The organism is Candidatus Caldatribacterium saccharofermentans, from assembly GCF_050267035.1.
Taxonomy (GTDB): domain Bacteria; phylum Atribacterota; class Atribacteria; order Atribacterales; family Caldatribacteriaceae; genus Caldatribacterium; species Caldatribacterium saccharofermentans.
The window spans coordinates 218,726-237,667 of record NZ_CP187957.1 but is presented as its reverse complement, the minus strand read 5'-3'; the positions used below and the strand labels follow the sequence as shown (position 1 = coordinate 237,667).

At 55.1% G+C, this 18,942-nt stretch carries 15 protein-coding genes; all 15 read left to right on the top strand.

Annotation, left to right across the window (positions count from 1 at the left end; genetic code table 11):
* The first annotated feature begins 23 nt into the window (after window positions 1–23).
* The 15 genes from uvrB (at window position 24) to ACPT9Q_RS01190 (ending at window position 18,887) form a co-directional block, all read left to right on the top strand.
* Window positions 24–2,048 (top strand): excinuclease ABC subunit UvrB, encoded by a 2,025-nt coding sequence (gene uvrB, locus ACPT9Q_RS01260; protein WP_427366029.1) that lies wholly within the window; start codon window positions 24–26, stop codon window positions 2,046–2,048.
* Entirely contained in the window at window positions 2,035–4,842 is a 2,808-nt protein-coding gene (uvrA, locus tag ACPT9Q_RS01255; protein WP_427366028.1) for an excinuclease ABC subunit UvrA, read from the top strand. The genes uvrB and uvrA overlap by 14 nt, the downstream gene beginning before the upstream one ends.
* 1 nt (window position 4,843) lies before the next feature.
* Window positions 4,844–6,661: an excinuclease ABC subunit UvrC gene (uvrC, locus tag ACPT9Q_RS01250; protein WP_017872236.1), complete on the top strand. Its 1,818-nt coding sequence runs from the start codon at window positions 4,844–4,846 to the stop codon at window positions 6,659–6,661.
* On the top strand, window positions 6,633–7,532 hold the full coding sequence (whiA, locus tag ACPT9Q_RS01245) for a DNA-binding protein WhiA (RefSeq protein WP_427366027.1): 900 nt from the start codon (window positions 6,633–6,635) through the stop codon (window positions 7,530–7,532). The genes uvrC and whiA overlap by 29 nt, the downstream gene beginning before the upstream one ends.
* 418 nt (window positions 7,533–7,950) lie before the next feature.
* Window positions 7,951–8,544: a hypothetical protein gene (locus ACPT9Q_RS01240; RefSeq protein WP_427366025.1), complete on the top strand. Its 594-nt coding sequence runs from the start codon at window positions 7,951–7,953 to the stop codon at window positions 8,542–8,544.
* A gap of 241 nt (window positions 8,545–8,785) precedes the next feature.
* A complete protein-coding gene (locus ACPT9Q_RS01235; RefSeq protein ID WP_017872233.1) occupies window positions 8,786–9,892 on the top strand; it encodes a sn-glycerol-3-phosphate ABC transporter ATP-binding protein UgpC in 1,107 nt (368 codons plus the stop codon).
* 115 nt (window positions 9,893–10,007) lie between these two features.
* Entirely contained in the window at window positions 10,008–11,000 is a 993-nt protein-coding gene (gap, locus tag ACPT9Q_RS01230; RefSeq protein ID WP_427366024.1) for a type I glyceraldehyde-3-phosphate dehydrogenase, read from the top strand.
* Between the two features lie 12 nt (window positions 11,001–11,012).
* A complete protein-coding gene (gene tpiA / locus ACPT9Q_RS01225) occupies window positions 11,013–11,801 on the top strand; it encodes a triose-phosphate isomerase (protein WP_427366023.1) in 789 nt (262 codons plus the stop codon).
* 3 nt (window positions 11,802–11,804) lie between these two features.
* Window positions 11,805–12,032: a preprotein translocase subunit SecG gene (secG, locus tag ACPT9Q_RS01220; RefSeq protein WP_017872230.1), complete on the top strand. Its 228-nt coding sequence runs from the start codon at window positions 11,805–11,807 to the stop codon at window positions 12,030–12,032.
* A gap of 10 nt (window positions 12,033–12,042) precedes the next feature.
* Entirely contained in the window at window positions 12,043–13,083 is a 1,041-nt protein-coding gene (locus ACPT9Q_RS01215; protein WP_017872229.1) for a nicotinate phosphoribosyltransferase, read from the top strand.
* A 13-nt stretch (window positions 13,084–13,096) separates the two neighbouring features.
* Window positions 13,097–14,938, top strand: a complete 1,842-nt coding sequence (locus ACPT9Q_RS01210; RefSeq protein WP_427366022.1) for an ABC transporter substrate-binding protein — start codon at window positions 13,097–13,099, stop codon at window positions 14,936–14,938.
* A 60-nt stretch (window positions 14,939–14,998) separates the two neighbouring features.
* The gene (locus ACPT9Q_RS01205) at window positions 14,999–16,030 is read left to right on the top strand and encodes an ABC transporter permease subunit (protein WP_026137180.1); all 1,032 of its coding nucleotides are present in this window, start codon (window positions 14,999–15,001) and stop codon (window positions 16,028–16,030) included.
* Complete coding sequence (locus ACPT9Q_RS01200; protein ID WP_427366020.1) at window positions 16,030–16,911, top strand: ABC transporter permease; 882 nt, start codon at window positions 16,030–16,032, stop codon at window positions 16,909–16,911. Before ACPT9Q_RS01205 ends, ACPT9Q_RS01200 begins: the two co-directional genes overlap by 1 nt.
* The gene (locus ACPT9Q_RS01195; protein WP_427366019.1) at window positions 16,883–17,902 is read left to right on the top strand and encodes an ABC transporter ATP-binding protein; all 1,020 of its coding nucleotides are present in this window, start codon (window positions 16,883–16,885) and stop codon (window positions 17,900–17,902) included. The genes ACPT9Q_RS01200 and ACPT9Q_RS01195 overlap by 29 nt, the downstream gene beginning before the upstream one ends.
* Window positions 17,865–18,887 (top strand): ABC transporter ATP-binding protein, encoded by a 1,023-nt coding sequence (locus tag ACPT9Q_RS01190; protein ID WP_427366018.1) that lies wholly within the window; start codon window positions 17,865–17,867, stop codon window positions 18,885–18,887. The genes ACPT9Q_RS01195 and ACPT9Q_RS01190 overlap by 38 nt, the downstream gene beginning before the upstream one ends.
* Window positions 18,888–18,942: the final 55 nt, after the last annotated feature.

Sequence of the window (18,942 nt, the reverse complement as noted above, 5' to 3'; positions counted from 1 at the left end):
GTTTTCTATGGAAATGAGGGGTTATGAAGAAGGGCACTTTCCGTCTTGTGGCACCATACAGTCCCTGTGGTGATCAGCCTCAGGCCATTGAGCGGCTGGTTGAAGGGTTATTCCGGGGGTACCGGTACCAGACCCTTATTGGAGTGACCGGGTCGGGAAAAACCTTCACCATGGCCAACGTCATTGCCCGGTACAACCGGCCAACCCTGATTATCTCCCACAACAAGACCCTGGCTGCTCAGCTATATAGCGAGATGCGGGCGTTTTTCCCCGAGAACGCCGTAGAGTATTTCGTGAGCTACTACGATTACTACCAGCCTGAGGCCTACGTTCCTGAGTACGACCTCTACATCGAAAAGGACGCCTCGATTAACGAGTACATCGACCGGTTGCGTCTTCGGGCAACAAGCGCTCTGATGGAACGCAACGACGTCATCATTGTGGCCTCCGTTTCGTGCATCTATGGCATTGGTTCCCCAAAGGAGTACGCCCGCCGGGTTTTCCGCGTCCGGGTGGGGGACGTCTGCAAGAGGAAGGACTTTGCCCACCGTCTTGTGGACCTTCTCTACGAGCGGAATGAAGTGGAATTTGCGCCGGGGGTATTTCGCATGAAGGGTGATACCGTTGAGGTCTACCCGGCTTATAGCGAAGAGGTCTTTCGTTTCGAGTTCTTTGGAGATATGGTGGAGAGCATTAAGGTCCTCCACCCTGTGAGCGGCAAGGTTCTCAAAAAGCTTGACGAGGTCTTCATCTATCCCGCCCGGCATTACCTTGCGGACCAGGAGATTTTTGAGCGGGCGCTTCTTGGGATTGAGGAGGAACTTCAGGAGCGAGTGACCTATTTCCTCTCCCAGGGAAGACTCGTTGAAGCGGAACGCCTGGAGCGGCGGACACGGTACGACCTCGAGCTGCTCCGGGAGACAGGATACTGTCCAGGAATTGAAAATTACTCCCGGTATCTTGATGGTCGCCAGCCTGGGGAGCCGCCTTATACCCTGCTTGATTACTTTCCGGAGGATTTCCTCCTTTTCATTGACGAATCCCATGTGACGGTTCCCCAGCTTCGAGGAATGCACGAGGGGGATCGTTCGAGGAAAGAGAGCCTTGTGGAATTCGGCTTTCGTCTCCCTTCCTGTTTCGATAACCGGCCTTTGAGGTTTGAAGAGTTCGAGAAGAAGATTTCCCGGTGCATTTTCGTCTCGGCGACACCGGGGGAATTCGAATTGAACGTGAGCTCCCAGGTGGTGGAGCAACTTATCCGGCCCACCGGCCTTCTGGATCCGGAAGTTGAGGTGCGTCCCGCCAGGGGTCAGGTCGAGGACCTCGTGGGGGAGATTCGAAAGGTGGTGCAGAAGAACCAGAGGGTTCTCGTCACCACGCTTACCAAAAAGAGCGCCGAAGACCTCTGCGAGTTCCTGTACAGCCTGGGTATTCGGGTGAGATACCTGCACTCAGAGATTGATACCCTGGAACGGGCCCGGATTATCCGGGATCTTCGAGCGGGGAAATTCGACGTCCTTGTGGGGGTCAACCTCCTCAGGGAGGGCCTAGACCTCCCGGAAGTAGCCCTTGTGGCGATTCTTGATGCCGACAAAGAGGGGTTTTTGCGGTCTGAGGTGGCGCTCATCCAGACAATTGGGAGGGCGGCGCGCAACGCTGAAGGACGGGCTATCCTTTACGCTGACACTATGACCCGTTCCCTGGAACGGGCTCTGGCAGAGACAAAACGGCGGAGGGCTATTCAGGAGGCGTATAATAGAGAACACGGGATTGTGCCGCAGACCATCACAAAGGAAGTCCGGACCCTTATTCCCGAAGAGGCCGGCCTCTCTAAGGAGGCAGAGGAAGCCTGTCTCCTTGTGGAGGAGCTCGAGGAGAGCGAGGAGAACCTTGAGCGACTCATTGATCGGCTGACCCGGGAGATGAAGGAAGCAGCCAGACGCCTGGAGTTTGAGAAGGCTGCCCTTCTGCGGGATGAGATTTTCCGCTTGCGTTCCTTGCAAGAGAAGCAAGCACTGCACCGGGGCGAGAACGATGCAGGACGGTAAGATTGTCATTCGCGGGGCACGAGAACACAACCTGAAAAACGTGGACCTTGAGATTCCCCGGAACCGGTTCGTGGTCATTACTGGTCTCAGCGGTTCAGGGAAATCCTCTCTTGCTTTTGACACCATTTACGCCGAGGGACAGAGGAGGTATCTTGAATCCCTTTCTTCTTACGCCAGGCAGTTCCTGGAGCGAATGGAGAAGCCCGATGTAGACTCCATCGAAGGGCTCTCCCCGGCAATTGCCATCAATCAGAAGGTTTCATCCCATAACCCCCGTTCTACTGTGGGGACGGTCACGGAAATTTACGACTACATGAGGGTGCTTTTCGCCCGGTGCGGCAGGGTTTTCTGTCCCCAGTGTGGGAAGCCCATTGCTCGCCAGACAGTGCAGCAGATTACCGACGAAATCCTCTCCCTTCCCCAGGGGTCCAGGGTCCTCATCATGGCTCCTCTGGTACGGGGAAGGAAGGGAGAATACCGCAAGCTCCTTGCCGACCTTTTCAAAAACGGATTCGCCCGGGTTCGCATCAATGGGGAAATCTTTGACCTGGAGGAGTGGGAGAGCATAGAGCTTGACCGGAACAAAAAACACGACATCGACCTCATCGTTGACCGGATCATCATTGAAGAGGATATTGAACGCCGGGTGAGCGATTCCGTGGAAATTGCCCTTCGCTACGGGAAGGGTGTGCTCAAGGTTGGGATATGGGAGGAAGGGGCGGTAAAGGAGCTCCTTTTCAGCGAACGTTTCGCCTGCGTGGACTGTGGAGTGAATTTCCCGGAGATTACTCCCCGGATGTTCTCCTTCAACAACCCCTACGGCGCCTGTCCTCGCTGCAGTGGTCTGGGGTTTCTTGCCTTTGTGGATCCGGACCTTGTGGTGCCCGATTATTCGAAAAGCATCGACGAGGGAGCCATTGTTCCCTGGGACCATCTGGATCCCGAGAGCTACTGGGGAGCGCGGATTCGTCGGGCTTTCGCTGCACGGGGCATCCCGACCAACCGGCCATTCCGGGATCTCACCGAAGAGGAGCGGAATTTCATCCTCTACGGTGATGGCGTTTTCGAGGGCATCATCCCCATTCTTGAGCGAAAGCTTGCCAGCGCCCAGGACTGGTGGGAGCAGGAAGAGATTGCCCCGTTCCTCTCAACCAGGGTGTGTCCTGAGTGTCAGGGAGACCGCCTCCGAAAAGAAAGCCTTTCGGTGAAGATTCAGGGGTTCTCCATTGGGGACCTTTCCCGCCTGACCATTGGGGAACTTCTTGAGTTTTTCGAGAACCTTAGCTTCTCCGGGAATGAGGCGGTCATCGCAGAACCGGTGCTGCGGGAAATCCGTTCTCGCCTGGGTTTTCTGAAGGAAGTTGGTCTTGAGTACCTGACCCTTAACCGCTCTGCTGCCACCCTTTCCGGTGGAGAGGCGCAGAGAATACGCCTGGCGACGCAGATTGGTTCCGGTCTTGTGGGGGTTCTCTACGTCCTCGATGAGCCCACTATCGGTCTCCATCCCCGGGATAATCAGAAGCTCATCGCTATTTTGAAGAAGCTTCGGGACCTTGGGAACACAGTAATCGTGGTGGAACACGATGCCGAAACCATCAGGAACGCAGACTTTGTGGTGGATATTGGTCCTGGAGCGGGGGAAAAAGGTGGAAGAGTTGTGGCCTCGGGTTCACCCCAGGAAATCATGGAAAATCCTGAGAGTCTTACTGGACTCTATCTCAGCGGTCGAAGGTGCATCCCCGTGCCTGCCAGAAGAAAGCCTCCAGGAGATGAATGGCTTGTGGTGCGAGGTGCCCGGGCAAACAACCTCAAGAACATCACGGTAAGAATTCCCCTCGGGCTTCTTGTGGGCATCACAGGGGTTTCCGGTTCGGGGAAGAGCACGCTCCTTTACGACATCCTGTACCGGGGACTTTCTCGAATCCTCCACGGGTCCAGAGAGGTTGCTGGAGACCACGATGCCATTGAAGGTGTGGAGTACATCGATAAGGTCATCGTGATCGACCAGTCCTCGATTGGGCGAACCCCTCGCTCAAATCCTGCTACCTATACCGGAGTTTTCACCGATATCCGGGCGCTTTTTGCCCAGCTTCCGGAATCCAGAGCCCGGGGGTACAAACCGGGACGGTTCAGCTTTAACCTCAAGGGTGGGCGATGTGAAGCCTGTCAGGGGAATGGTGTCATCAAAATCGAGATGCATTTTCTCCCGGATGTCTTTGTGACCTGCGAGCAGTGCCAGGGGAAACGTTACGGCAGGGAGACGCTCGACATCAAGTACAAAGGGAAGAACATCGCCGACGTTCTGGACATGAGTGTTGACGAGGCTATAGGGTTCTTTGAACACATCCCCACCATCCGGCGCAAACTCGAGGTGCTCCAGCGGGTTGGTCTGGGATACATCAAACTCGGGCAGCCAGCCACAACCCTCTCCGGTGGGGAGGCACAGCGGGTAAAGCTCGCACGGGAACTCGGGAAGGTGGCAACGGGAAGAACCCTGTATCTTCTTGATGAACCGACCACGGGGCTACACTTTGCCGATGTTGAGAAGCTCCTCTCGGTGCTGCTTGAACTTCGGGACCGAGGGAATACCGTGCTCATCATTGAGCATAACCTCGATGTCATCAAATCGTGTGACTACCTGATTGACCTGGGTCCTGAGGGGGGAGAAAAGGGTGGCTACATCGTTGCTCAGGGAACTCCAGAAGAAGTCGCCCAGGTTCCCTCCTCCTATACAGGCCAGTTCCTGAGAGAGGTGCTGCAGGCTGACCGAAAGAAAGAACTATGTCCCCTTTGAGGTGAAACGGGAGGACCTTGACTGCCTCCCTGCGGAATGCGGGGTATACGTCCTGAAGGACAATAGAGGTCAGGTCCTTTATGTCGGGAAGGCCGTGAACATCCTCAAGAGGGTGAAGTCCCATTTCTACCGGGCTTCTTCTCCTCTCAAAGAGGGAATGCTTGAAGCTGTTGCGTCGGTGCAGTACTTTGTGACGGGGAACGAACACGAAGCGCTCCTCCTTGAGGAAGACCTGATCAAACGTTTCCGTCCTCCCTACAACCTCCGTTTACGGGATGACAAGAGTTACCCTTATATCCTTTTCGAGACAAAAGGGGATTTCCCTGCGGTTCGTTTTGCCCGGAGAAAAACCGGGGGTGAGGGGGTGTACTTTGGACCCTTCACGGATTCCCGAAAAACCCGGGAGGGCCTGAAGCTCCTCCGATCGATTTTTCGTCTGCGGGGATGTACCATTCCTGAGTCTTCTTTCCCTCTCCGTCGGCCCTGTATCGATTTTGAGCTTGGCCTCTGTGGAGCTCCCTGTATGGGTCGCATGAGCCGGGCAGAGTACCAGGAGAACTTCAGGAAGGCCATGGATTTCCTCAATGGAAAATACGAGGAGATTGCCCGGTGGATCGAGGACGAGATGTGGAAAGCCGCAGATGCTCTGGATTTTGAGCGGGCCATCTACTACCGGGAAAAGCTTGAGGCCCTCCAGAAGGTTGCAACGCGATACCGCCTGGTCCTCTCGCAGCCTGAAGACATTGACTTTGTGGAGGTTGTCTGTGACGAAGGGGTCGCGCTTTTTGTGGTGCTTCGTGTTCGCCAGGGAAGGCTCATCGGGAGCGAGAGCTTTGTTGCCTCGTCTTCGGGATGGCAAAGTAAGGAAGCGCTCCTTCGGGAGTTCCTGGAACAGATATATCTCCACGCTTTCCACTTTCCCAGGAGGGTATGCGTAACGGTGGAACACCCAGAGGTTCTCCAGGAACTCAGCGAGTTCTTCCCCTTTACGGTTACCCCTCCCTGCAGTGGTGAGGAAGAGGAAATGATGCTTCTGGCTCTGGAGAACGCCCAAAGGAGCCTTGAGGCGGAGGTGCTCAGACGCAAGAAACGTGAGCGAGCGTCAACCGAGCTCCTTCGGGGTCTTCAGGACCTCCTTGGACTTCCCTCTTTCCCCCGCCTTGTGGAAGGTGTGGATATCTCCACCTTTCAGGGTGAAGAGGCTGTAGGAGTAGTGGTGGCCTTCCTTGATGGGGTTCCATACCCCAAAAGGTACCGAAAGTTCATCGTGAGGAGTGAGGGCCATCCCGACGACTTCGGCATGATGCGGGAGGTCCTTGTCCGGCATTTTCGGAGCTTGCAGTCAGGAGGAAGGGACTTTCCGGACCTTTTGCTTCTTGATGGGGGACGGGGGCAGCTCAACGTGGCGCTTGGGGTATTCCGGGAACTTGGCGTTTCCTGTCCGGTGCTTGCTTTGGCCAAGGAGTTTGAGGAGATTTACCTTCCCGAGAGAACTCCACCCCTTGTGCTTCCTCCTCACTCCGAGGTTCTGCAGTTCCTGCAACGGGTGAGAAACGAAGCACACCGTTTTGCCGTGACCTTCCACCGGGTGCGGAGGAACAGGAAGTCCTTTGGTTCACTCCTTGAGGAGGTGGAAGGTATTGGGCCAAAGCGGCGGGAGAAGATTCTTGCCGCCTTTGAGGATTTGCGATCACTCTGTGAAGCGGACCCTGAGGAGGTGGGCAGGCGCCTGAGGATCCCCCGGGAGGTTATTGCCCGTCTCAAAGAGCGGCTTCAAGAGGTCTACCAGCATGGACTTTCGGGCTCTTCTTCAGGATGAGCTCTGTGCCCTTTTCCCTTCCGAGAGAGAACGGCGAAGGGCGGAATTTGCCGGTCTTTTGCGGAGCGGTGTGATCCGCAAGGGAGAAGAAGGGCTTTTCCTTCGCCTCTCACACCCCTCTCTTGCTCCCCTGAAGAAGTGTCTGGTCCTCAAGAGGGAATTCTCCCCTCTTGCACCTTATGAGCTTGGACGTTCCAAGGAACGGGGTATTCACTCAGGACTTTTCTACCACCTGGAAATCGGCGTTTCCGAAGCAGTCCTTGCGGATTTCGGGTTCTACGATGTCTCCGTCCTTGCTGATTTCCTCAAGGAAGAGGTTGCCGCAGATTTTATCCGGGGGGTTTTTGAGCTCCGGGGATACGTGGGAGACCCTCTGCGGAGCTACCAGCTCGAGGTTCGATTCTCCTCAAAGGCGTGGGCGCTCCTTGTCCAGGAAACCCTCAAAGCTCAGGGGATACCCTTTCGTTGCCGCCAGGTCAAGAGCGAATGGCACCTCTACACCAAAAACGCGGAGGTTATTGGTCTTTTCCTGGGGTACCTTGGGGCCTTCCGGAGTCGCCTGGAACTCGAACGCTTTCGTGTGGAGAAAGAGACAGTCAATGACCTCACCCGCTGGGTGAATTACACTACCTCAAACCTTGAGCGGACCATCCAGTCTTCACTGCGTCAGCGGGAGAAAATTCGGAACCTCCCTCTGGAATTGCTTTCGCCGAAGCTCAGAGAGATTGCGCTTTTGCGAATCCGTTACCCCTATGCCTCACTTCGGGAGCTTGGGAGTTACTGTTCGCCTCCCATTTCCAAGAGCGAGGTGTACCGTCGGCTGAAAGCTCTGGAGAAAGAAGCAGAAAGGTTCCAGGAGAAATCCACATGACCTGAAGAGTGGATAGGTTCACAGAGACCTGCGGCGGGGAGACAAAAAGGGAGAGAGACCTGTATCCTGACTCAGTGTCGAAAACCCAAGAGAAGAAAGGCCTGCACCTGTATAAGGGGAGCACAAAGGGAACAAGGATGCTTCAGGCATATTCTGGAGATTCTGCACCTTTTGAGTTTCCCAGAAGGAATGCCATTACCAAGCTTGCTCAAGTCCATGGACTCTCGAAGAAGGAAGAATCCTTGAAGTCCTCGACTTTGCTCAGCCCCTCCTCTTAGCCGTCACCTGCGAAAGATTGAATAGCCCGAAGCCTCCTTTCGGTGGAAGAAAAAGCAGAACCCCAGAAACCTCCAGAACCCGGAAGGATAGGTCCAGAAGACCCAAAAAGGTTCGGAAGCCCCAGTGGACCTCAGAGCTTGTGGAGGGGATTCAAAGACTCCGGGAGGAATTCCCCTTCCTGGGGAAAGGGAAGCTCACCGTCCTCCTCAGGAGAGAGGGTTTCACTGCTTCTTCCTCCACCGTGGGGAGGATCCTCAGGTATCTCAAAACCCGGGGTCTTTTGAGAGAGGAAGAGAAACCGAGGAGGGTTTCTGCCACAAAAAGCCCACGGGGGAATCGAAGACCCCATGCTCAGAGAAAGCCCCAAGACTCCGAGGTGGTATCCCCCGGGATCTTGCCGCCATCGACACTCTGGACATCCGTCCCCTTCCTGGAAAGGTGTATAGGGAATTCCTGCCGGAGATCTCGTCTTGCGGTGGGCCTATTCCTCCCTCCATGCTCAAGCCACGAGAATCTTTCCAGGGTGTTCCTCGAGGAACTCCGAAAGGTACCCCTTTCCCGCTCAAACCAGGAGGTACTGGAGGGAGTGCATGCTACGGGGAATTTGAGGATCCTTGCAGGAGCACGGCATCAGATTCTTCACCTTCCCCAGGGTCTTTCGCATCCCTGGATAGTGGAACGGTGCAACCGGACCTTCCGGGAGGGTTCTCTCCGCACTATGAGGATGAGGTAGATCTTGCAACCATGAATTTCCACCTCAAAAGGTGGACTGAAAAGGTGTACAATCGGAAAAGACCACACTGGAGCTTGGGGAGAGGAGCCCTGGGAGGAGCTGAGAGATACTGGACTTTCCGAGTGTCCCACATGATGTGGACCTATACAAAGGGTTTACAGAATGTAAACAATCTTTTAAAATGTCTTTTAGGGAGTTTCCCTGTGCGCAGTTTCATTCTGGTGAAAAAGGGGGAACATAAATGGCGAGTGTGACTCTGAAGAACGTGGTGAAGCGGTTCGGAGACGTCATCGCGGTGAACAACGTGAGCCTTGAGATCAAAGACCAGGAGTTCGTCGTTCTCGTTGGTCCTTCAGGGTGCGGGAAAACCACAACGCTTCGGATGATTGCGGGATTAGAGGAAGTGGATGAGGGTGAAATCTACATCGACGACGTTCTGGTAAATGACGTCCCCCCCAAAGACCGGGACATTGCCATGGTCTTCCAGAACTACGCGCTTTACCCCCATATGAACGTCTACGACAACATGGCCTTTGGTCTTCGGCTTCGCAAGTTCCCCAAGGATGAGATCGATCGCCGGGTAAAGGAGGCCGCGGAGATTCTGGGGATTCAGGAGCTCCTCTACCGGAAGCCAAAGCAGCTCTCTGGTGGTCAGAGGCAGCGTGTGGCTGTTGGTCGAGCCATTGTCCGTCACCCCAAGGTTTTCCTCTTCGATGAGCCCCTCTCCAACCTCGACGCTAAGCTCCGGGTGCAGATGAGGGCAGAGCTTGCCAAGCTCCACGACCGCCTCAAGACCACCATGATTTACGTCACCCACGACCAGGTGGAGGCCATGACCCTGGGGGACCGGATTGTGGTCATGCGGGACGGAGTGGTCCAGCAGGTAGGAACTCCTCTTGAGCTCTACAACAAACCCATCAACAAGTTCGTTGCTGGTTTCATTGGGACTCCTTCCATGAACTTCCTCGATGTGGTGCTCAAGAAGGAGAACGATACCCTTATCCTTGACGGAGGATCCTTCAAGATCAAAGTACCGGCAGAGTACAAAGCGCCTCTTGAACCCTACGTGAACAAGGAAGTCACTTTTGGTATTCGTCCTCAGGATGTGTACGACCTTGCAGTCTCGAGGGAAATGCTGCGGGACGATGGCAATGTCATCGACGCCGTGGTGGATGTCATTGAGCCTCTGGGTTCCGAGCAAATCATCTATCTCACCTCTGGTCCGCACACCATTGTTGCCGTTCTTGACATGCAGACCCATACGGAAGTTGGGGCTAGCATGAAGATTGTGGTGGATACGAGCAAGATGCACGTTTTCGATGTCAACACCGAACGGGCCATCATATGAGGTGCAAAGCAAGAAAAAAGGGCACCGTACGGTGCCCTTTTTTCTTGCTTTATTTCAGGAATTCGGGTATGATAAAGTGCTTTAGTTCATTCCGGGAACAAAGGGGGTAGAAGCAATGAAAGTTGCGATCAATGGATTCGGAAGAATCGGACGACTGGTGTTTCGCAGAATTCTTGAGGTTGGTGGCGACATAGACGTTTTAGCCGTGAACGACCTGACGAGTGCCAAAACCCTCGCGCACCTTTTGAAATACGACTCCGTCCACGGGACCCTTCCCAACAAAGTCGAGGCCACCGATGATGCGCTGATTGTTGACGGGAAGGTCATCAAAGTTTTTGCCCAGAAGGACCCGGCTCAATTGCCCTGGAAGGACCTTGGTGTGGAGCTTGTGATTGAGTCCACGGGGAAGTTCACCGATCGTCAGGGTGCTTCGCTGCACCTGCAGGCAGGAGCAAGGAAGGTTCTTATCACTGCGCCGGCAAAGAATCCTGATGTGACCATTGTGATGGGTGTGAACCACACGATGTACGACAAGGCGAACCACCACATCGTCTCCAATGCCTCGTGCACCACGAACTGTCTCGCACCAGTGGTGAAGGTGCTCCACGAGAACTTCAAGATCCAGCGAGGGTTCATGACCACTGTCCACGCGTACACCAATGACCAGGTTATCCTTGACTTCCCCCACAAGGACCTTCGGAGAGCCCGGGCTGCGGCTATGTCCATGATTCCCACCACAACCGGTGCAGCGGTGGCCATGGGAGAGGTTATCCCTGACCTCAAAGGAAAACTCGACGGTATGGCCATTCGTGTTCCGGTACCCGATGTCTCCATCGTAGACTTTGTGGCAGTGGTGGAGAAGGAACCTACAAAAGACGAAGTGAACGAAGCCCTCAAGAAAGCGGCAGAGGGTGAGCTCAAGGGTATTCTGGCGTACTGCGAGGAGCCTCTGGTATCGATGGATTTCCTCCACACCACTGAGTCCTCCATCGTTGACGCCCTTTCCACCAAGGTCATCGGCAACATGGTGAAGGTGCTCGCCTGGTACGACAACGAGTGGGGGTACTCCTGCCGGGTTGTGGACCTTGCCCAGTACATGATGCGGTGAGAGGGAAGCTTCATGAATCGCACGCTAATTGCTGCCGGGAACTGGAAGATGCACAAGACCATCGAGGAAGCCTCGGCGTACGCCGAGGCTTTCCTTGCCAGAATGCGGGAATTTCAGGGCCTTGAGGTCGTTATCTGCCCGCCTTTCACGGCTTTGCCAGTGCTGCGGGACCGCTTTTCCCAGACTCCGGTGCAGCTTGGGGCACAGAATGTCCACTGGGAAGTCCAGGGAGCCTTCACTGGGGAGATTTCTGCCCGCATGTTACAGGAAATTGGGTGCCGGTATGTGATCGTGGGGCATTCGGAACGACGGCATATTTTTCGCGAGACCTCTGAAGAGGTGGGTCGGAAGGTGAAGACGCTCTGCAGCTTTCACCTTTCCCCCATTCTCTGCGTGGGTGAGACCCTGAGCGAACGGGAGGCAGGAAAAACCCGGGAGGTTGTGCAGGAGCAGCTCCTTCAGGGTATTGTCCATCTTGCTCCTGAGGAGGCACGATCTCTGGTGATTGCCTATGAGCCGGTATGGGCCATTGGCACCGGCAGGGCTTCAACCCCTCAGGATGCTGAGGAAGTTATCCGGTTTATCCGTGAGGAACTTGCCAGTCGATTCGGTCAGGGGGTGGCATCGGGTATCCGTATACTTTATGGGGGAAGCGTCACACCAGAGAACGTCTTTGACTTTGTGGTTCAGGAGAACATCGATGGGACACTTGTTGGGGGTGCCAGTCTCGACCCGGAGAAGTTTCTGAAAATCGTGGAAGAGACGGAGCGGGCGTTTCTGAGAAAGCGTGGAGGAGCTTGAGGTATGGAAGGGTGGATGGTTGTCCAGATTGTGATATCTGTGGCGCTCATTCTTGTTGTCGTCCTCCAGCCCCGGAAATCTGGCGTTGGTGGAGGAATCTTTGGGGGCATGACCCGGGCGGATCGGAGTGCAAAGTTTCGAGCTCTCCCGATTCTGAGTAAACTCACCGTTGTTTTTGGTGTCGCCCTGATGGTGCTTTCGCTGGTATTCTCACTGCTCCTTGTCCGGTGAGGGAAGGGGAATGTCCAGGCGGCCATGGCTTTCGTCGCTTGAAGAGGTTGAGGCCCTTCAAGTAGAGAAGGGAAGGCTTTTCTATTCCGCAACTCACGAGGAAATCCAGAAAGGGTACACCACAGACGTCTATTTTGTGACGGCTCAGGAAATCCTCCGCCACCTGAAGCTTGCCGACACTGTGGTGACTGCTGAGGTTTTTCCCCGCCGTCCCGGCGTCCTCTGTGGGGTTTCAGAGGTACTGAATCTGCTTTCGGGAAGCAATGTCGAAATCTGGGGGCTTGAGGAAGGGGAAGAGTTTGCTGCAAGGGAGGTGATCATGCGCATCCGAGGACCATATTCGGAGTTTGGGATTTTCGAAACACCTCTTCTTGGAATCCTTGCCCACAGCTCCGGGTGGGCAACGGCAGCCAGAGAGTGCAAGAGGGCTGCCGGGGAGAAGCTTGTACTTTCTTTCGGTGCCCGTCACGTGCATCCCGCGGTGGCTCCGGTGCTTGAGCGTGCAGCTCTAGTGGGAGGTGTGGATGGAGCGGCATGCATCCTGGGGGCCAAGCTCTTCGGTAAAGAGCCAGGAGGAACAATTCCTCATGCGGTCATCCTCATTGTGGGGGACACGGTCATTACGGCTAAGGCCTTTGAGGAGGCTATTCCGGAACGTTTCCCCCGGATCATCCTTGTGGACACCTTCAAGGATGAAGCCGAGGAGTCTCTCCGGGTGGCCAGAGTCCTGGGGGAGAGGCTTTCTGGGGTTCGCCTGGACACCCCTGATGAGCGAGGAGGGGTTACCCCGGCTCTGGTGGAAGAGGTCCGAGAGCGGTTGCGACAGGCGGGTTTCCCTCACGTAAAAATTGTCGTCTCGGGAGGGCTCAATCCGGAGAAGATTGCCCTTTTGCGAGACAAAGCGGATGTTTTTGGGGTGGGGAGCTACATCAGCAGTGCTCCACCCATCGACATGACTATGGACATCAAGGAGGTTGCAGGGCAGAACGTGGCCAAGCGCGGGAGAATTCCGGGGATTATCCCCAATCCCCGCTTGAAGCGACTGAAGTGAGGAGGTGCGAGGAGTGAAAAGGTTTCTGGTCATCCTTGGTTGTGTGTTTTTTGCTCTTTTGAGTGTGTTGCCTGCCTTCGCAGAGGTCAAGAATCCCGATACGTACATTTACCTCAGTATCGGGGAGCCGGATACCCTTGACCCCCACTATGCGTACGATACGGCAAGCGGCGAAGTAATTAGCTTTGTGTACGAAAACCTCATCGCTTACAAAGGTGAAAGCGTCACTGAGTTTGTCCCTCGCCTGGCAACGGAGGTTCCCACCGTTGAAAACGGGCTCATTCGGGATGAGGGGAAGACTTACGTTTTCCCTATCCGTAAGGGTGTGAAGTTCCACAACGGGAACGAACTCACCCCTGAGGACGTGGAGTACAGTTTCGAGCGGGGTATCCTCTTCGATCCCTATGCAGGGCCCATGTGGATGCTCATCGAAGCCCTCTTTGGCTATGAGACCCTTGAGGATTTCGTCGCGGACAAGGTTGGCGTTCCCTGGAGCGAGATGGTTGATGAAGAGGGCAACCTCAAGAGTGAAGAGTACCGGCAAAAGCTCATCGACTTCTACAACACCTATATTGATCCTGTTATTGAAGTCGAGGGGGACAATGTGGTTTTCCACCTCTCAAGGCCTTTTGCGCCTTTCCTGAGTATCCTCGCCCAGAACTCAAGCTGGAGCGCAATCCTCGATAAGGAGACCTGTATTTCCCTGGGTCTCTGGGATGGCCAGGCCGATGGGTGGTGGAAATACCACAACTGGAAGAAGGAGAAAAGCCCTCTCTACGAAAAGGCTATCGGGACCGGTCCGTTCAAACTCCTTGAGTGGGACAGGACTCAGCAAAAAGTTGTTCTTGTGCGGAATGACGAGTACTGGGGAGAGCAGCCGAAACTCGCCAAGGTCATCATCTGGGGAGTTGATGAGTGGAGCACGAGACGTTCCATGCTTGAAGCAGGAGATGCGGACCAGATTTACACGCCCCTCCAGTACCTGGACCAGGTGAAGGGTATCCCCGGAGTGGTGGTACGGGAGGGTTCCCGTCTCACCATCATGGCGCTCCACTTCAACTGGACGGTGGCCAAAGACAGCAAGTACCTCGGGAGCGGGAAGCTCGACGGTGAAGGTATTCCGCCGGATTTCTTCAGCGATGTCCATGTGCGCAAAGCCTTTTCCTATGCTTTTGATTACGATACTTTCATCGCACAGGTTCTCAAGGGCTACGGGTATCGTGTTCCCTCGGTCATCCCGCGAGGACTCCTGGGATTCAACGAAAGCCTTCCCATGTATCCTTTTGACCTTGAGAAAGCAAAGGAGGAATTCCAGAAAGCCTGGAATGGCGAGCTCTGGGAGAAGGGCTTTAAGCTGACGCTTCTCTACAACACCGGGAACGAAGCTCGTCAGACGGCCTGTGAGATGCTCAAGGAGAACATTGAGTCGCTAAACCCGAAGTTCCGAATCGAGGTCCAGGGGGTCCAGTGGCCAACCTACCTTGATGCCTATCGGCAGGGGCAGCTCCCGGCGTTCATCATCGGGTGGCTTGCCGATTACCCGGATCCGCACAACTTCATCTTCACCTATTACCACAGTAACGGCGTGTACGGAACGAGCCAGGGTGAGGCATTCCGGAAATTCGCCGAAGAGAACCTCAACGCCCTGATTGAGAAGGCCATTGAGGAAACGGACCCCACCAGGCGGCAGGCGATGTACGAGGAAATCCAGAAAATCGCCTACGAGAATGCTCTGGGTATGCCCCTCTACCAGCCGGAAGAAGTGTACGTTATGCGGAGCTGGGTGAAGGGCTGGATGTTCAACCCTATGCGTCCTGGAGAGGCAAATTATGATGGTATCTGGAAGGAAGAGTGAGGTGACCCTGTGCTGGAACCCCATGGGGACTGTAGTCCCCATGGGGTCTCACTCACGCTTATGATTTTCTATATCCTTCGGCGTCTCCTTTTTCTCCCTCTGACGCTTTTTGGGATTTCTCTTCTCCTTTTCCTTATGATTGGCCTTCTTGGTCCGTACCAGCGCCTGGCTACGTTCATTAACAGTCCCGAACGTCTGAAGGGAGCCGATGTGGATAAGCTCGTTGAACTCTACGGGCTCAACGACCCGCTGATTATCCAGTATGGTCGATGGTTGAAGAACGTCCTCCGGGGAAATCTCGGGTGGTCCTACGTGGGGAAGGAGCCGGTACTTTCGGCAATTCTCAAGCGTTTTCCGTACACCCTTGAACTCACCCTTTTTGCCGCCATCCCCATCATTTTCCTTGGGACGTCTCTTGGGGTTCTCGCAGCGCTCAACCATAACAGGCCTCTGGACCACGGGTTGCGCATTTTTGCCGTTGTTGGGTGGTCCTTCCCCGATTTTGTCTTTGGACTTTTTGTTCTCATGATTTTCTACGGAACGCTGGGGTGGTTCCCACCGGGGAACCTGAGCGTCTGGGCTGAAGAAATCGTCAAATCCCCGTACTTCCGGAATTTCACTGGAATGCTCACCCTCGATGCTCTTCTCAACGGGCGGCTTGACGTTTTTCTTGACGCACTGCGGCACCTTGCTGGTCCGGTGTTGACTCTCACGTATGTAGAGTTTGCCTTTCTCCTCCGGATTACTCGCTCCTCTATGCTCGAGGTACTTCGCAAGGAGTACGTTCGGACGGCCCGGGCGAAAGGCCTTGATGAACGTGTGGTCATTCACAAGCATGCAAAGAGAAACGCCCTTATTCCGGTGGCCACGGTGTCTGGTCAGACGGTGATCGGGCTCCTTGCCGGAACAGTCATTGTGGAGACGATTTTCAACCGGACCGGTCTTGGAAGCTTCATCGCCCTTGCATCGCAGCAGCTTGATTACGCTTCCATCATGGGTGGAACCCTCTTTTTCGGTCTCATTTTGGTCATTGGGAATCTCTGTGTGGATCTCTCCTACGCCCTGATTGATCCCAGAGTGAGGCTTGAGTGATGCGGGAAGAGACGAGAAAAGCGCTTCGGCGACTCTTTTCCAATGCTTCTGGAGTTCTGGGTGTTGTCCTTCTCGGGCTTTTTGTTGTTGTGGCACTCTTTGCTCCTCTCCTTGCTCCTCCGAAGCCCGGGCGGGATCCATACTTTATGCCCGTGGTGACCTGGAGTGCCGATCCCCTTCCCCCTTCACGGGAACACCCTTTTGGTGTTGCTGGGAAGCGAGACATTTTCTACGGTGTCGTGTGGGGGACGCGTACGGCCTTTCGTATTGGTATCCTCGTAACCCTTGCTTCAACGGCCATCGGGCTTTTTGTGGGGTCTCTTGCTGGATACTTTGGAAGGATTCTCGACGAGATCCTCATGCGAGTGACGGATGTTTTTATGGCCATTCCTTTCCTTGTGGCTGCCATGGTGCTCACCACGGTTCTCGGCACGGGACTTGATAAGGTGATGATTGCGCTCATTGTCTTCAGCTGGATGTATCCCGCCCGTCTCATCCGGGGGAATATCCTCCAGGTCAAGGAGGAGCAATTTATCCTGGCCGCAAAGTCCCTGGGAGTGAGCGATACGGTCATTATTCTCCGTCATGTCCTCCCCAATGCCATTTTTCCTGTGCTCATTCAGGCGTCCATGCGCATGGGGTCCCTGGTGATCACTGCTGCAGCCTTGAGTTTCCTCGGCCTTGGGGCGCCTCAGGGGTATGCTGACTGGGGGGCACTCCTCAATTACGCCCGGAACTGGATGCTTGGGGGGTACGGAGCCACGTTCAAGTACTGGTATATGATTGCCTTCCCTGGAGGGGCTATGGTGCTCTTCGTCCTTGCATGGAATCTCCTGGGTGACGCTTTGCGTGATGCCTTTGATCCTCGCCTTCGGTGGTGATGTTCTTGTGCTTCTTGAGGTTCGCAACCTCCGCGTGTACTTCAAAAACGACGCGGGCCAGGAACTCCGGGCCGTTGATGGGGTGAGTTTCACCGTGCCCCACGGGAAAACTGTGGCGCTGGTTGGGGAGTCCGGATGCGGCAAGAGCGTGACGGCCCTGGCTATCCTCCGCCTTGTTGAGGTGAACGGCCGGATTGCAGGGGGTGAGGTGCTTTTTGAGGGAAAGAACCTTCTCGCCCTCCCGGAGAAGGAAATGCAGAAAGTGCGGGGGAAAGACATTGCCATCATTTTCCAGGAACCCTCTGCAGCTTTGAACCCTGTATACACCATAGGGGACCAGATCATGGAGGCTATCCTTCTCCACCAGTCTGTGTCCCGGGAGAAAGCCCGTGCTCTGGCGGAGGAGATGCTCCACCTTGTAGGCATTCCCGAGCCCAGGAAGCGTCTGAATGAGTACCCTCACGAGCTCTCAGGAGGCATGAAACAGCGGGCCATGATTGCTATGGCACTCTCGTGCCGTCCGAAGCTCCTCATCGCCGATGAACCGACAACGTCCCTTGATGTCACAATACAGGCGCAGATTCTGGCGCTCCTCCGGGAACTCCAGAGGCAAATTGGCATGGCGATACTCCTCATCACCCATGACCTTGGCATTGTTGCCGATATGGCGGATGAGGTTGTGGTCATGTACGCTGGGAAAGTGGTGGAACGGGGAACGAAGTACGACATTTTCAAGCGCTGCCGCCACCCGTACACGCTTGGGCTTTTGCGCTCTGTGCCCCGTCTCGACGTGGACGAAAAGGTCCTTGCGAGCATCCCGGGGTTCGTGCCGGATCCCCTCCATTTTCCCGAGGGGTGCCGGTTTCGGGGTCGCTGTTTCCTGGAAGATGAGGCCTGCACCGCGGAACCCCCGGAAATTGCTCTCGGCAACGGGCACGTGGTGTACTGCCATCATGCTGCGCTCTCCGAGGTGTGCCATGGGGAACGGTGAGGTCTTGCTCCGCGTTGAGAACCTCAAGAAGTACTTCCCTCTCCGGGCAGGGGTTTTCAAAAAAGTTGTGGGATGGATTAGAGCAGTGGATGGGGTGAGCTTTGAGGTCTTTTCGGGGGAGACCCTGGGAATTGTGGGGGAATCAGGGTGCGGGAAGAGTACTCTCGGAATGACCATCCTCAGGCTCCTTGAGCCGACGGAAGGACGAATCTTTTTTGCCGGACAGGATATTACCAAGCTTCCTCCGGCAAAGCTGCGGCCAATTCGCAAGGACATGCAGATGATTTTTCAGGACCCCTTCAGTTCCCTCAACCCCCGTATGACCGTCCAGGCTATCCTCGAAGAGGGGCTCAGGGTACACCGTGTTGTTCCCCGGGATACCATGCGGAAAGAAGTGGAAATGCTCCTTGAACGGGTGGGTCTTTCCCGGGACTATGTTCGTCGCTTTCCTCATGAATTTTCTGGTGGGCAGAGGCAGCGCATCAGCATTGCCCGGGCTATTGCCCTCCGACCCCGCCTGGTGATCGCTGATGAGGCTCTTTCGTCCCTTGATGTCTCCGTCCGAGCTCAGGTGCTTGACCTTCTCCAGGAACTGAAAAAGGAGTACTCCCTCACGTACCTTTTCATCTCTCACGACCTTGCTTTGGTGCGGCAGATTTCCCACCGGATTCTCGTCATGTACCTGGGAAAGGTGGTGGAACTTGCTCCAAAAGAGGCCTTTTTTGCTCGTCCTCTCCATCCCTATTCCGTAGCGCTGATTTCTGCTGTTCCCATCCCCGACCCGGATGTTCGAAAGGTCCGCATCATTCTGAGTGGTGATGTACCGAGTCCTCTGCAACCTCCTCCGGGGTGTCGTTTCCATACCCGCTGTCCCAGAGCTCAGGAGATTTGTGCAATGGTTGAGCCATCTCTCCTGGAGGTAGAGCCAGGCCATTTTGTGGCCTGCCACTTCCCCGGATGCCTCACCCTGGAAGAGGCGAGTTGACGAACCTTGGAGAATATGGTATTTTTTTCTACCGTCTACGAAGGCTTGTGAGGAG

Coding starts and splice junctions, on each gene's coding strand:
- uvrB (WP_427366029.1), top strand. CDS start 24: ATGAAGAAGGGCACTTTCCGTCTTGTGGCACCATACAGTCCCTGTGGT.
- uvrA (WP_427366028.1), top strand. CDS start 2,035: ATGCAGGACGGTAAGATTGTCATTCGCGGGGCACGAGAACACAACCTG.
- whiA (WP_427366027.1), top strand. CDS start 6,633: ATGGACTTTCGGGCTCTTCTTCAGGATGAGCTCTGTGCCCTTTTCCCT.
- ACPT9Q_RS01235 (WP_017872233.1), top strand. CDS start 8,786: ATGGCGAGTGTGACTCTGAAGAACGTGGTGAAGCGGTTCGGAGACGTC.
- gap (WP_427366024.1), top strand. CDS start 10,008: ATGAAAGTTGCGATCAATGGATTCGGAAGAATCGGACGACTGGTGTTT.
- tpiA (WP_427366023.1), top strand. CDS start 11,013: ATGAATCGCACGCTAATTGCTGCCGGGAACTGGAAGATGCACAAGACC.
- secG (WP_017872230.1), top strand. CDS start 11,805: ATGGAAGGGTGGATGGTTGTCCAGATTGTGATATCTGTGGCGCTCATT.
- ACPT9Q_RS01215 (WP_017872229.1), top strand. CDS start 12,043: ATGTCCAGGCGGCCATGGCTTTCGTCGCTTGAAGAGGTTGAGGCCCTT.
- ACPT9Q_RS01205 (WP_026137180.1), top strand. CDS start 14,999: ATGATTTTCTATATCCTTCGGCGTCTCCTTTTTCTCCCTCTGACGCTT.
- ACPT9Q_RS01200 (WP_427366020.1), top strand. CDS start 16,030: ATGCGGGAAGAGACGAGAAAAGCGCTTCGGCGACTCTTTTCCAATGCT.
- ACPT9Q_RS01195 (WP_427366019.1), top strand. CDS start 16,883: ATGCCTTTGATCCTCGCCTTCGGTGGTGATGTTCTTGTGCTTCTTGAG.
- ACPT9Q_RS01190 (WP_427366018.1), top strand. CDS start 17,865: ATGCTGCGCTCTCCGAGGTGTGCCATGGGGAACGGTGAGGTCTTGCTC.